This window comes from Streptomyces sp. NPDC086147, assembly GCF_040702165.1.
Taxonomy (GTDB): Bacteria; Actinomycetota; Actinomycetes; order Streptomycetales; family Streptomycetaceae; genus Streptomyces.
The window spans coordinates 120,944-134,485 of sequence record NZ_JBFBJO010000002.1; the positions used below are offsets into that span (position 1 = coordinate 120,944).

The window sequence follows — 13,542 nt, forward strand, 5'->3', positions numbered from 1 at the left end:
CGGATGCAGGAGCAGTACCGCACCCCGGCCCGCGAGGGCGTGCACGAGACCGAGATCAACCGCTCACGCTTCCTCTGCGCGCTCGCGCCCGTCGCCGACGAGCGGGAGGCGCAGGAGTTCGTCGCGCGCGTCCGCAGGGAGCACCCGACCGCCACCCACAACTGCTTCGCCTACGTCCTCGGCGCCGACGCCTCCGTGCAGAAGGCCAGCGACGACGGCGAACCGGGCGGCACGGCCGGCGTCCCCATGCTCCAGATGTTGCTGCGCCGCGAGATGCGGTACGTCGTCGCCGTCGTCACCCGCTACTACGGCGGCGTGAAGCTCGGCGCCGGCGGTCTGATCCGGGCGTACGGAGGGGTGGTCGGCGAGGCCCTCGACGCGCTCGGCACCGTGACCCGGCAGCGCTTCCGGCTCGCCACCGTCACCGTCGACCACCAGCGGGCGGGCAAGCTGGAGAACGACCTGCGGGCGACCGGCCGGGCCGTCCTGGACGTGCGGTACGCCGACGCCGTCACGATCGGGATCGGCCTCCCGGACGCCGACGTCGACGCCTTCCGCGCCTGGCTCGCCGACGCCACGGCGGGCACGGCCGCGTTCGAACTCGGCGGCGAGGCGTACGGCGACGTGTGAGGTCCGCCTCGCCCCCGGCCCCGGCCTTCCGTCCCGGCCCCGGCCGTACGGCCCCGGACGTACGACTGCCGGGACACGCGCCCCGGACACCACGCTCCGGGCCCCCGCTCCCGGTGCTCCCTCACCCGGACGGCCGTTCCCACGTCCCCGCTCGGGATAGCGTGGTGGGCGGACAGGAACGGGAACCGGTGCGGGCACCGGTGGGGGAGGAACGGCGCACATGCGGGGTGGGACGGCATCGTGAGGCTCCTGCACACCTCGGACTGGCACCTCGGCCGGTCCTTCCACCGCGTCGGGCTCCTCGGTGCCCAGGCCGCTTTCCTCGACCACCTCGTGGCCACCGTCCGCGAGCACCGGGTCGACGCCGTCCTCGTCGCCGGCGACGTCTACGACCGGGCCGTGCCCCCGCTGCCCGCCGTCGAGCTCTTCGACACCGCCCTGCACCGGCTCGCCGAGGCCGGGGTCCCCACCCTCATGATCTCCGGCAACCACGACTCGGCCCGCCGCCTCGGCGTCGGCGCCGGACTCATCGAACGGGCCGGCATCCACCTCCGCACCGACCCCGACGGCGTCGGCACCCCCGTCGTCCTCGCCGACGCCCACGGCGACGTCGCCCTCTACGGCCTGCCCTACCTCGAACCCGCCCTCGTCCGCGAACGGCTCGGCGCCGGGAAGGCAGGACACGAGGCCGTGCTCACCGCCGCCATGGACCGGGTCCGCGCCGACCTCGCCGGACGGCCCGCCGGCACCCGCTCCGTCGTCGTCGCCCACGCCTTCGTCGCCGGTGGCGCGCCCAGCGACAGCGAGCGGGACATCACCGTCGGCGGCGTCTCCGCCGTCCCCGCCGGGATCTTCGACGGCGTCGACTACGTCGCCCTCGGCCACCTCCACGGCAGCCAGACCCTCACCCCCCGGGTCCGCTACTCCGGCTCCCCCCTCGCGTACTCCTTCTCCGAGGCCGACCACCGCAAGACCATGTGGCTGGTCGACCTCGGCCCGGCGGGCCCCGGCGGCGCGGAGCTCGACGCCGAGCGCCTCGACTGCCCCGTTCCGCGCCCCCTCGCCCGGCTCCGGGGCCGGCTCGACGACCTCCTCGCCGACCCCGCGCACGCCCGCCACGAAGGGTCCTGGGTCGAGGCCACCCTCACCGACCCCGTACGGCCCGCCGACCCCATGAACCGGCTCGCCGAACGCTTCCCGCACACCCTCAACCTGGTCTTCGACCCCGAGCGGACCGACGGCGACCCCGGCGCCTCCTACGCCCAGCGGCTCCGCGACCGCAGCGACCAGCAGATCGCGGAGGACTTCGTGGCCCACGTGCGCGGCGGCGCGACGCTCGACGGAGCGGAACGGGCCGTCCTGTACGGCGCCTTCGACGACGTACGGGTCGACACGGCCGAGCGCGAGGTGGGCCGGTGAGGCTGCACCGCCTGGAGATCACCGCGTTCGGCCCCTTCGGAGCCACGCAGACGGTCGACTTCGACGCCCTGTCCTCCGCCGGCCTCTTCCTGCTCCACGGGCCGACCGGCGCGGGCAAGACCTCCGTCCTGGACGCCGTCTGCTTCGCCCTGTACGGCAGCGTGCCCGGCGTCCGCCAGACGCCCGGCGCCTCCCTGCGCAGCGACCACGCCCCCGTCGGCACGTACACCGAGGTCCTCCTCGAACTGACCGTGGGGGAGCGGCGGCTGGAGATCACCCGCCGCCCGGCCCAGCAGCGGCCCAAGAAGCGCGGCGGCGGCTTCACCACCGAGAAGGCCCAGACCTGGCTGCGCGAGTACGACCCGGCCACCGGCGCCTGGAACGGACTCAGCCGCTCCCACCAGGAGACCGGCGAGGAGATCACCCAGCTCCTCGGCATGAGCCGCGAGCAGTTCTGCCAGGTCGTCCTCCTCCCGCAGGGCGACTTCGCCCGCTTCCTGCGCGCCGACGCCGAGGCCCGGGGCAGGCTCCTCGGCCGCCTCTTCGACACCCGCCGCTTCGCCGCCGTCGAGGAACGCCTGGCCGATCTGCGGCGCGTGGCCGAACAGCGGGTGCGGGAGGGGGACGAGCGGCTGCTCGCCCTCGCCCACCGCACGGCCCAGGCCGCCGGCGGACTCGACGCGGCCCGCACCCCGGTCGAGGGCCGGCCCGGCGAGCCCGGACTCGCCGCGTCCGTCCTCACCTGGGCCGCCGTGGCCCGCACCGAGGCGCACGAGGCCCTCGACATCGCGGGCGTGCGGCTCGCCGCCGCCGAGCGCCGCCGGGCGCACGCGCGCGCCGCCCTCGACGCCGAGCACGACCTCGCCGCCCGCCAGGCCCGCCACGCCGACGCCCTCCTGCGCCGCGAGCGGATCGCCGGGCGGGCCCCCGAGCGCGACCGCCTCCGGACCGTCCTCGACCGGAGCCTCCGGGCCGACCGGGTCGCCCCCGCCCTGGACTTGCGCCGGGACGCCGAGCGCGAGCACGCCACCGCCCTGTCCGCCCTCGCCCGCTCCCGCGCCCCGCTGCCGCCCGACCTCGCCGACGCCGGGACCGAGCAGCTCGCCGCCCTGGAGAACCGGCTGCGCGAGGAGCTCGGCGGACTCGACGCGGCCCGCCGCGCCGAGCACCGCGCCGCCGTCGTCACCGGAGAGCGGACCGTACTGGAACGTGAGGCGCGCGCCGACGAGGACGCCCTGCGGGACGCGGCCGACTGGCTCGCCGGCTGGGAGCCGCGCCGCGCCCTGCTCACCGGGCGCGCCGAGGCCGCCCGGGACGCCGTCGCCCGCGCCGAGCACCTCGCCGGACGCCTGGAGCCCGCCCGCCGCCGGCTCTCCGCCGCCCGCCGCCGCGACGCCCTGGCCCGGGGCGCCGAGGCGGCCGAGAGCCGCCTCGCGGAGGCCCGTGAACGGCGGAACGACGCCCACGAGACCTGGCTCGACGTCAAGTCCCGGCGCCTGGAGGGCATCGCCGCCGAACTCGCGGCCGGTCTGGAGGCGGGCGCCCCCTGTCAGGTCTGCGGCTCCGCCGACCACCCGGCCCCCGCCCGCACCACCGCGGGCCACGTCGACCGCGCCGCCGAGGACGCCGCCTACGCGGCCTACACCGCCGCGGAGGAGAGCCGTACGGCCGTCGAACGCGAACTGGCCGTCACCCGCGAGTCCTGGACCGCGGCCCGCGCGGAGGTCCGCACCGGACAGGACGACGACACGGCCGACGCCGACCCCGCCGTCGAAGAACTCGCCGGTGAGGTGGAGGAGTTGGCCCGGCTGCACGCCGAGGCCCACGCGCTCGCCGGACAGGCGCACGCCGCGCGCCAGGCCCTCGCGGCGGCCGAGCGCGAGCACGAGGAGCGGGTGACGGCGCAGCGGGAGGCCGAGCGGCGGGTCGCCGCCCGGACCTCGCGCCGCGAGGCCCTCGACCGGGAGCGGGCCGCGCTCGACGAGGAGATCGCCCGGGGGCGCGGCGCGTTCGCCACCGTGGCCGAACACGCCGACCGCCTGGAGCGCCGGATCGTCCTCCTGGCCGACGCCGCCGGCACCGTGCGCTCCGCCGAACTCGCCGCCCGGCGCCTCAAGGAGGCCGACGACCGGCTCGCCGACGCCGCCTACAAGGAGGGCTTCGCCACCCCCGACGAGGCCGCCGACGCGCTCCTGGGCGAGCGGGAGCGCCGCGACCTCCAGGAACGCCTTGACGCCTGGCAGGCCGAGGAGGCCGTCGTCGCGGACCGGCTCGCCGAGCCGGGCACCGCGGCCGCCGCCGCGCTCCCGCCCGCCGATCCCATCACCGCCGGGGCCGTCCACACGGCGGCCGAACGCGCCCTGCGCGAGGCCGACTCCGCCCTCGCCGCCGCCCGCGAACGGGTCACCGGGCTCGCCGGGCTCTCCCGGCAGGCCGCCGCCGAGGTCCACCGTCTGGGACCGCTCCGCGAGGAGTACGAGCGGGTGGCCCGCCTCGCCGCCCTCACCGCCGGCACCTCCGCCGAGAACGAGCGGCGGATGCGCCTGGAGTCGTACGTCCTGGCCGCCCGGCTCGAACAGGTCGCGGCCGCCGCGACCGCCCGCCTCCTGCGCATGTCCTCGGGCCGCTACACCCTGGTCCACTCCGACGCCCGCTCCGGAGCCCGGCGGGCCGGCCTCGGGCTGCACGTCGTCGACGCCTGGACCGGCAACGAGCGCGACACGGCCACGCTCTCCGGCGGCGAGACCTTCTTCGCCTCCCTCGCCCTCGCCCTCGGCCTCGCCGACGTGGTCACGGACGAGGCGGGCGGCGTCCGGCTCGACACCCTCTTCATCGACGAGGGCTTCGGCAGCCTCGACGAGCAGACCCTCGACGAGGTCCTCGACGTCCTCGACTCGCTGCGCGAGCGGGACCGCAGCGTCGGCATCGTCAGCCACGTCGGCGACCTGCGCCGCCGGATCCCGGCCCAGCTGGAGGTCGTCAAGGAGCGGCACGGCTCGGCCGTGCGGCTGCGCACCGGCGGGGACGCGCTCAGCGGCTGACGGGGCGCCGGGGCAGCGGCGAGGAGTAGACGACGCTGGTCGTCACCGGTCCGAGCCCGGAGATCTTCCCGGTGACCGTCTCCAGGTCCCGCATGGAACGCGCCGCCACCTTCAGGACGAAGCAGTCGTCGCCGGTGACGTGGTGCGCCTCCAGGACCTCCGGGGTGGTGTCGAGCAGGTCGTGGAACGGTTTGTAGTTGCCGTGCGGGTAGCGCAGCCGCACGAAGGCGAGGACGGTGCGCCCGAGCCGCTCCTGGTCGACGAGCGCCGTGTACCCGGTGATCACCCCGGCCTCCTCCAGGCGCCGCACCCGGTCGGTCACCGCGGACGGCGACATCGACACGGCGCGCGCGAGTTCGGCGAAGCTGGCGCGGCCCTCGGACTGGAGGACTTCGAGGATGCGCCAGTCGGTGGCGTCCGGTGTGTAGGCGGTGCTCATGGAGGAGCAATAGCAGGCGGATCCCCCGCCGATCAAGGGAGATCCCCGGCCGACCGGGCGGCCGGGGATCTCCCCGGCTCCGGCCCTCAGAGCCGGGGGATCGACCCGCTCCGGCCCCAGAGTCGGGGGATCGCCCCGCTCCGGCCCGGAGTCGGGGGATCTTCTCGCTCCGGCCCGGAGTCGGGGGATCTTCTCGCTCCGGCCCTCGGAGCCGGGGGATCTCCTCGCTCCGGTCCTCAGAGCCGGGAGATCTCGTCCACCAGGTCGTCCAGGCCGAGGGGCCCCTGCGAGAGGGCCGCCATGTGCCAGGCCTTCGCGTCGAACGCCTCGCCGTGCGCCGCCCGGGCGTTGGCGCGGCCGAGCAGCCAGGCGCGCTCGCCCAGCTTGTAGCCGATGGCCTGGCCCGGTACCGAGAGGTAGCGGGTCATCTCGCTCTCCACGAAGGCCGGCGGGCGGCTGCTGTGCCGCTGGAAGAACTCCTGGGCCAGCTCCGGGGTCCACCGCTCGCCCGGGTGGAAGGGGGAGTCCGCCGGGATCTCCAGGCCCAGGTGCATGCCGATGTCCACGACCACCCGGCACGCGCGCATCATCTGGGCGTCGAGGTAGCCCAGCCGCCGTTCCGCGTCGGGCAGGAAGCCGAGCTCGTCCATCAGGCGCTCGGCGTACAGCGCCCAGCCCTCCATGTTGGCGCTGACCTTGCCGATGGTCGCCTGGTAGCGGGAGAGCCGGTCGGCGACGTGCACCCACTGCGCGGTCTGGAGGTGGTGGCCCGGCACGCCCTCGTGGTACCAGGTCGACACCAGGTCGTACACCGGGAAGCGGGTCGTGCCGTCCACGGGCAGCCAGGTGCGGCCGGGGCGCGAGAAGTCCTCGGACGGGCCGGTGTAGTACGGCGCGGCGGCGCCGCCCGGCGGGGCGATCCGGGACTCCACCCGCCGCACCCGCTCGGCGAGTTCGAAGTGGGTGCCGTCGAGCGCCTCGACGGCCTCGTCCATCAGCCGCTGGAGCCAGTCGCGGACCTCGTCGACGCCCTCGATGTGGGTGCCGTGCTCGTCCAGGTGGGCGAGCGCCTCCCAGGGGTCGGCGCCGGGCAGGATCCGCTCGGCCTCGGTCCGCATCTCGCCGAGCAGCCGGTGGTACTCGGACCAGCCGTACGCGTAGGCCTGGTCGAGGTCCAGGTCGGTGCCGTTGAAGAAGCGGGACCAGCGCCGGTAGCGCTCGCGGCCCACCGTGTCCGGGGCGCCGGCGACGGCCGGGGCGTACACGTCCCGCATCCAGTCCCGCAGCGCCCCGAGGGCGGCGGTGGCCTCCTTGCCGGCCGTCGCCAGCTCGGCGCGGAGCCCCTCGGGGAGCGCGTCGGGCCCGCCGGCGGCGAACTCCTGGAACCAGCCGGGGCGTTCGCCCGCGCCGCCGGTCCACTCGGTGAGCTGCCCGATGAAGGTGGCGGTGGCGCGGGGGCCTCCGAACAGCTCGCGCTCCAGGCCGAGGGCGAGCGCGGAGCGGTAGCCCTCCAGGGCGGCCGGGACCGCGCGCAGCCGGGCCGCCACCGCCGCCCAGTCCTCCTCGGTCTCCGTCGGCATCACGGTGAAGGCGATGCGGACGCTGTGCACGGGCGAGCGCATGTTGCTGACGGTACAGAGGCCCTCGTCGGCCTCGTGCACGGCCAGTTCCGCCGTCAGACGCTCCCGCAGCAGCCGGGCGCACCGCCGTTCGGCGTCGCCGTCGGCCCCCGGCACCCGCTCGGCCTCGTCGAGCCGGGCCAGCGTGCGGCGGGCGAGATCGGCCACGGCCCGCTGGCCGGCGGGCGAGAAGTCGGGCAGCAGTCCGGCGCTCTCCCTGACTCCCAGGTACGTACCGATGATCGGGTCGAGGGCGATGAGTGCGTCGACGTGGTCGTCGGCGACCTGGCGGGGCAGCGGGCTGCTGGAGATCTCTGGCATGGGGGCCATCCTGGCCTCTCCGGCGGGCCCGCGTCATCCTCGTCGGGCTTCAGTCGGCTGACAAGGAGGGCCCCGCGGAGGGGGGCAGGAGCGGCCCGCACTCCCACTGCTGGAAGATCAGCCGGGTCTCGACCCGGGCCACCTCGCGGCGGGAGGTGAACTCGTCCAGGACGAGTCGTTGCAGGTCGGTGGGGTCCGCCACGGCCACGTGCACCAGGTAGTCGTCGGGGCCCGTGAGGTGGAACAGCGCCCGGGACTCCGGCAGGGCCCGGATCCGGTCGACGAACGGACCGATCAGTTCCCGCCGGTGCGGACGGACCTGGACCAGCAGGAGCGCTTCCAGCCCACGGCCGAGTTTGGCCGGATCCAGACGTAGTTGGTGACCGAGGATCACGCCCGTGCGCCGCAGCCGGGCCACCCGGTCCAGACAGGTGGAGGGAGCGACGCCGACCTCGGCGGCGAGCTCGCGGTAGGTGGTCCGGGCGTCGTTCTGCAGGAGGCGAAGAATGTGCAGATCGACCGGGTCCAGTACGACGGAATCGGCCATCCGCCGAACGTAGCACGGAGCTTCCGCGCTACTTGCCGGTATCCGTTCACAGTGCCGCCATGGACGCCATGGATCTCGGCCCCTCGGTCACCCCGAGGGCCCTTGCCACCGAAGCCGTGCACGCGGGCCGCGAGGACCTCGCCGACCTCGGGCTGCACGCCCCGCCGATCGACCTGTCCACCACCTACCCCTCGTACGACGCCCGGGGCGAGGCCGCCCGGATCGACGAGTTCGCCACCACCGGCGCCCGGCTCGACGGCCCGCCCGTCTACGCCCGGCTCGACAACCCGACCGTCGCCCGCTTCGAGGAGGCCCTCGCGCGCCTGGAGGGCGCCGAGGCGGCCGTCGCCTTCGCCAGCGGCATGGCGGCCCTGACCGCCGTCCTGCTCGCCCGGGCGAGCCAGGGCCTGCGCCACGTCGTCGCGGTCCGCCCGCTGTACGGCTGCAGCGACCACCTCCTGGACGCCGGTCTGCTCGGCACCGAGGTGACCTGGACCGACCCGGCCGGCATCGCGGAGGCGATCCGGCCCGACACCGGCCTGGTCATGGTGGAGTCGCCCGCCAACCCCACCCTCGCCGAGGCCGACGTCCGGGCCATTGCCCACTCCTGCGGCTCCGTGCCGCTCCTGGTCGACAACACCTTCGCCACCCCCGTCCTCCAGCGGCCGGTCGAGCAGGGCGCCCGGATCGTGCTGCACAGCGCGACCAAGTACCTGGGCGGCCACGGCGACGTCATGGGCGGGGTCGTCGCCTGCGACGAGGAGTTCGCCCGCACCCTCCGGCAGGTCCGCTTCGCCACCGGCGGGGTGCTCCACCCGCTCGCCGGTTATCTGCTGCTCCGCGGCCTGTCCACCCTGCCGGTACGGGTCAGGGCGGCGTCCACGACGGCCGCCGAACTCGTCCGGCGGCTCGCCACCGACCCCCGGATCGCCCGCGTCCACTACCCCCGGATCGGCGGCGCGATGATCGCCTTCGAGGTCTACGGAGAGCCGCACGACGTGATCGCCGGGGTACGGCTCATCACCCCGGCGGTCAGCCTCGGCAGCGTCGACACCCTCATCCAGCACCCGGCCTCCATCAGCCACCGGATCGTGGCCGAGGGCGACCGGCGCTCGGCGGGCGTCAGCGACCGCCTGCTGCGGATGTCGGTCGGCCTGGAGGACGTCGAAGACCTCTGGCGGGACCTGACCCGGGCGCTCAGCGCTCCGCCGGCCGACTCTCCCCGTGCTGCCGCGTCCGGGCGCCCGGGCGCCGTTCCGAGGCCAGCCGGGCGGTGATCACCAGGGTGCCCTCCTCGATCTGGTAGTCGAGGGGCAGGTTGAGCGCCCGCATCGCGGCCACCATCCCCGTGTTGGACGACTGGGTCACGGCGTACACGCTGTCGCAGCCGGCCTCCTCGGCCATCGCCACGAGCCGGCCGAGGAGTTCGGACCCGATGCCGCGCCGCTGCCAGTCGTCCTCGACCATCAGCGCGACCTCCGTCTCGTCCCCGTCCCACAGCAGGTGGCCCAGGGCGACGAGGCGACCGGAGGTGGTCTGCACGGCGAGGGTGCGCCCGAAGCGGGGGCTGAGCAGGTGGTCGAGGTAGCGGTCGGCGTCGCCCACCGGGCCGTGGTAGCGCAGGCCCAGGGTGCGGGCCGAGCAGCGGTCGTGCATGGCCCGCGCGGCGGCCAGGTCGCGCTGGTCGGCGCGGCGGACGGTGATCTCGTTGCCCTCGGGCAGGGTCAGCACGTCCCGGCCGCGCGGGAGGCGAGGGCCGAGCCGGGCGTCGAGCTCGACCAGGGCGCGCGCCCGGGCGAACTCGGTCGGGGTGAAGGGGAGGTAGGGGCGCTCGACGACGAGCGTGCCGCCGTGCGGGTCGCGCAGCCGCATCACGGTCTCCTCCAGGACCCCTTCGACCGGGGCCTGCTCGCCGGTGGGCCGCCCGGTGAGCGAGACGGCCGGCACGGAGTGGAGGGTGCAGCGGCCGAGGAGCTGGCGCAGCGCGAGCGGCAGTTCGGCCGCGTCGAGCGCCGTACGGGTGGCCAGCCCGAGGACCCGGGTGGGCGTGTCCACCAGGTCGTGGGCGTCGGCCCGCTCGGTCCAGGTGTCCCGGCCGCCGGCCGCCGCGACCTCGTGGGCCAGGGCCCGGGCGGAGAGGTCGGCGGGCGCGCGCAGCAGGAACTCGTCGACCGTGCCGTCCGCCAGCGGGTGGGTCTGGAGGGTGAGGATGTCCACGTCCAGGCGGGCGAGGACCGTGCACAGGGCGGCGAGGCTGCCCGGGGTGTCCGCGACGGTGGTGCGCATCCGCCACAGCGCGGTCCCGGCGGCCCGCCCGGACTCCTCCTCCGTACGGGGCTCTTCCGGTGCTCCGGGCTCCGGCCGCGCCCCGGGGACGAGGGCCGGGCGCCCGCCGGGATCACCGGCGGGCGGGGCATGGCTGGCATGGCTGCGCCGCCGCGCCCACCAGGTGTGGAAGGTGGCGGTGGCGACCAGCGCGATCGCCGAGAAGACCAGGAGGTAGGGGCCCTCCGGGCCCTTGGCGATGGTCTTGGCGATCGTGTCGGCCACCACCACGGCGGTGAACAGCGCGGCCAGCTCGATCAGGTCGTGCCGCCAGTGGTGCGGGTGGCGGGTGCTCTTCGAGGACGTCACATCGGTCATGACTTCACTGTGGCCCAGTGGTGTTGCGTGATCACGAACGCTTTGTGACTGACGGGTTAAGCGCCCTTCTGGCGGCTTAACACCCGATTCAGGTCGTTTCTGTCGGAGGCTGATCGACCCCTTGACGGAGTGCGTTCAGCAGCCGTCCGGCCTGGACCACCAACTGCGAGGAACCCCGCGCCGAGGCCACCCGCTCCAGCCCGGCGAGCTCGCCCCGGGCCCCGCACCGCTCCACGCAGTCCGCCGCGACCGCGAGCAGCTCGCCGAGCCCCCGCACCGGCTTCTCCGCGCCGAGCAGCTCCGGCAGCATCGCCTCCAGGACCGCCCAGACCGTCCCGTACGCCCCGGTGACGGAGGCCGTCCGGACCGCCTCCGCCAGCCGGTTCGGCTTGAGCGACCCCTCCGCCACCAGCCACGCCAGCTCCGCCCCGAGCGCCCGGGCGTTCAGCTCGCCCCGCGACGCCAGGACGAGCAGCGCGTCCACCGCGCGCAGCCGGTCGTCGGAGTCGAGACAGCCGAGGCCGAACGCCAGGGCCAGGTGCACCGCACGGCCGACCGGCCCGCCGGCCTCGGCCAGCGCGGTCAGCGGCTCGGTCGTCCCGCGCTGGTCCCCGTCGACGGAGTGCGCCATGGCCGGAAGCAGGCAGGCCGCCAGGACCTCGCGGTCGGCCGGGAGCACCGACGCCCACCGCGCCCGGTCCCCGATCCAGTGGTAGCAGCGCCGGGGAGTCGCCCGCACGGCGCCGCCCAGCCAGTGGAAGGCGGGCGGGAACTCCTCCCGCACCACGGCGCGCTCCCCGAACTCCACCACGGTCCGGTCGATCAGCCACCACTTCCCCGAGAACTGCTTGGCCCCCCGGGGGAAGAACCGCACGGTCGCCCCCAGCGCGTCCTCGTCCCGCAGCCAGGCGGCGAGCCGCAGACCGGCCGGAGTGCCGAGCGCCGCCGCCTCCCCGGCCGCCCGCCCCGCCGACGGGTCGGCCCGCGGGGCCCGGACCAGGGCCTGGGCGAAGTCCACCGGGGCGGGCTCCACGCCCGCGTCCCGATAGGCCCGCAGCCGCTCCACGAGCACCACCGGGTCGATCCCGCCGGTGTGCAGGGTCGGCGCGGCGAGCAGGAACGGCAGCTCGTCCGTGCCCACCAGGGCGGCGGCCTCCCACAGCCGCGCGTCGAGGATCCCCGACAGGCCCTCGTGGGAACAGGAGTCCCGGTCGGGCACCTCCGCCCGGTGGGCGTCGATCACCGACCGCTGCACGAGGCCGAGCAGCGACGCGAGCACCACGTGGATGCCGTGGGGGTAGTGCGTGAAGTGGTGGGGCATCTCCCAGGCCCCCGTCGGAAACGCCTCCCGCACCGCCTCCGCCACCGCCGCCCGGTCCCGGTGCGCGTGCCGCACCAGACCGTCGAGCGCCCGCTCGAACGCCACGGGCTCCTCCATGAGCCCCTTCGCCACCAGCTCCTCCACCAGCTCCGCGACCGTGGCCGCCGGAGGCGCCACCGGCTCCGGCCCCGGCACCGGCGGCAGGATCTCCTCGTACGGACCGGAGTCGAGCTCGGCCAGGGCGTCCCCGAACACCTCCACGGCCGCCCGCCGGTGCGCCGGTCCGAGCAGCCCGGCCGCCTCGGCCAGCTCCGCCCGCACCTCCGCGTCCACGGCGGACAGGTACCTGCCCACCAGCTTGAGCGCCCGCTCCTGGACGCCGGTGTCCTCGTGCCCGAAGGCCTCCGCGACGGCGGGCAGCAGCTCGCCGGCCGCGCCCCGCTCCCGCGCCAGCACCTTGCCGACCAGGGTCAACTGCGCCCGCACCAGCTTCTTCTCGGTCCGGAAGAGCACCGCACCCGTCATCTCGGCCAGCGCCCCGGCCGGCAACGCCCCTTCCATGGCGAGCCCCGCCAGGACCTCCTGCGCGTACCCGGCCACCGGCGACGGCGCGTCGGCCGCCATCCCGACCCAGTCCGGGACCCGCTCCCGCAGCTCCTCCCCGGTCGGCGCGAGGAACCGCAGCACCTCCAGCGGGAACCGCAGGTCCCGCGTCCGCCCGCCGCGCAGCAGCCGGGACGCGCACAGGTCCACCACCTCGGTCCGGTCGAGCACCCCCTCCGCGACGAGCGCCGTGAGCGCCGTGGGCCAGTGCGTCGGCGCCTCGGGACCGACCGACCAGGTCAGCCGGTCGGGAGTCTCGCCCATCGACAGCGCGTGCGCCACCAGGACCGGCGTCTGCGGGTCCGCGCGCAGCCGCTCCAGGAGCCGCTTGTCGGTGACCTTCCGCGTCCAGCCCAGGACGTAGCCGTCGGTCGCCGGGACCGGACAGCCGGAGCGCACCACGAGCCCGCGGACCAGTTCGTAGGCGCTCTCCGCGACGTTGCGCCGCTTGGCGAGCCGTCCCGCCACGTCCGCCAGCCAGGCCGGGTCCCGGTCGGCGAGCACCGCCAGGACCGGGGTCGCGTCCTTGAGGTCCCAGCCCAGCATGTCGCTGCCGGCGAGCCAGGTCGCGGCCGCCGCCGCGCCCGTGTGGCACCCGGCCCCCGCCACGTACAGGCCGCGCCGGATCCGGGCCGCCTCCTGTCCTCGCTTCCAGTCCCAGGAGCGGACCTCGGCGCGCAGCGCCTTCAGCCTCCCGAGGGCCTCCTTGCGCGCTGCGGCGTCCAGCGGCTCCAGGAGCTTCGGCACCTGCCGGGCCTGCCCGGCGCGCACCGCGTCGAGCAGCCGCCCGACCGCCGCGTCGCCCGGGGCCGCACCCCGCGCACCGTCCTCCACCGACACCGCCGCACCGCTCCCCGTACCGATTCCCACGCCTGCCCCCATTGTCTTCCGTCCCGACCCTTCGACCCGTTCCCTGATCCCCGCCACCACTCCGGCCGCCCATTCCCCGATCCCGGCCA

Annotated in this window: 9 protein-coding genes; 4 read left to right on the forward strand and 5 right to left on the reverse strand. The window is 75.8% G+C overall.

Annotated features, from left to right (window positions below; genetic code table 11):
* Positions 1-3: 3 nt before the first annotated feature.
* From AB0398_RS05435 to AB0398_RS05445, 3 genes are all read left to right on the forward strand, one after another.
* Entirely contained in the window at positions 4-630 is a 627-nt protein-coding gene (locus AB0398_RS05435; RefSeq protein WP_366372463.1) for a YigZ family protein, read from the forward strand.
* A 240-nt stretch (positions 631-870) separates the two neighbouring features.
* A complete protein-coding gene (locus AB0398_RS05440) occupies positions 871-2,049 on the forward strand; it encodes an exonuclease SbcCD subunit D (RefSeq protein ID WP_366372464.1) in 1,179 nt (392 codons plus the stop codon).
* Positions 2,046-5,090 (forward strand): SMC family ATPase, encoded by a 3,045-nt coding sequence (locus tag AB0398_RS05445; RefSeq protein WP_366372465.1) that lies wholly within the window; start codon positions 2,046-2,048, stop codon positions 5,088-5,090. Before AB0398_RS05440 ends, AB0398_RS05445 begins: the two co-directional genes overlap by 4 nt.
* Here AB0398_RS05445 and AB0398_RS05450 read toward each other — a convergent pair.
* The 3 genes from AB0398_RS05450 to AB0398_RS05460 all read right to left on the reverse strand — a co-directional run bounded on the left by AB0398_RS05450 (position 5,080) and on the right by AB0398_RS05460 (position 8,016).
* On the reverse strand, positions 5,080-5,529 hold the full coding sequence (locus AB0398_RS05450; RefSeq protein ID WP_366372466.1) for an Lrp/AsnC family transcriptional regulator: 450 nt from the start codon (positions 5,527-5,529) through the stop codon (positions 5,080-5,082). The genes AB0398_RS05445 and AB0398_RS05450 overlap by 11 nt on opposite strands.
* Before the next feature lie 236 nt (positions 5,530-5,765).
* The gene (locus AB0398_RS05455) at positions 5,766-7,469 is read right to left on the reverse strand and encodes a DUF885 domain-containing protein (RefSeq protein WP_366372467.1); all 1,704 of its coding nucleotides are present in this window, start codon (positions 7,467-7,469) and stop codon (positions 5,766-5,768) included.
* Between the two features lie 49 nt (positions 7,470-7,518).
* A complete protein-coding gene (locus tag AB0398_RS05460; RefSeq protein ID WP_366372468.1) occupies positions 7,519-8,016 on the reverse strand; it encodes an Lrp/AsnC family transcriptional regulator in 498 nt (165 codons plus the stop codon).
* A gap of 59 nt (positions 8,017-8,075) precedes the next feature.
* On the opposite strand from AB0398_RS05460, the gene AB0398_RS05465 reads away from it, so the two are divergent.
* Positions 8,076-9,293 (forward strand): aminotransferase class I/II-fold pyridoxal phosphate-dependent enzyme, encoded by a 1,218-nt coding sequence (locus AB0398_RS05465; RefSeq protein WP_366372469.1) that lies wholly within the window; start codon positions 8,076-8,078, stop codon positions 9,291-9,293.
* On the opposite strand, the gene AB0398_RS05470 is transcribed toward AB0398_RS05465, so the two are convergent.
* Positions 9,214-10,659 (reverse strand): GNAT family N-acetyltransferase, encoded by a 1,446-nt coding sequence (locus AB0398_RS05470; RefSeq protein WP_366372470.1) that lies wholly within the window; start codon positions 10,657-10,659, stop codon positions 9,214-9,216. The genes AB0398_RS05465 and AB0398_RS05470 overlap by 80 nt on opposite strands.
* A gap of 88 nt (positions 10,660-10,747) precedes the next feature.
* Positions 10,748-13,453 (reverse strand): DUF6493 family protein, encoded by a 2,706-nt coding sequence (locus AB0398_RS05475; protein ID WP_366372471.1) that lies wholly within the window; start codon positions 13,451-13,453, stop codon positions 10,748-10,750.
* Positions 13,454-13,542 lie beyond the last annotated feature (89 nt).

What these genes read in the sequence shown, in the direction of transcription:
- AB0398_RS05435 (WP_366372463.1), top strand. Translation starts at nt 4, where the DNA reads ATGCAGGAGCAGTACCGCACCCCGGCCCGCGAGGGCGTGCACGAGACC.
- AB0398_RS05450 (WP_366372466.1), bottom strand. Translation starts at nt 5,529, where the DNA reads ATGAGCACCGCCTACACACCGGACGCCACCGACTGGCGCATCCTCGAA.
- AB0398_RS05455 (WP_366372467.1), bottom strand. Translation starts at nt 7,469, where the DNA reads ATGCCAGAGATCTCCAGCAGCCCGCTGCCCCGCCAGGTCGCCGACGAC.
- AB0398_RS05460 (WP_366372468.1), bottom strand. Translation starts at nt 8,016, where the DNA reads ATGGCCGATTCCGTCGTACTGGACCCGGTCGATCTGCACATTCTTCGC.
- AB0398_RS05465 (WP_366372469.1), top strand. Translation starts at nt 8,076, where the DNA reads ATGGACGCCATGGATCTCGGCCCCTCGGTCACCCCGAGGGCCCTTGCC.
- AB0398_RS05470 (WP_366372470.1), bottom strand. Translation starts at nt 10,659, where the DNA reads ATGACCGATGTGACGTCCTCGAAGAGCACCCGCCACCCGCACCACTGG.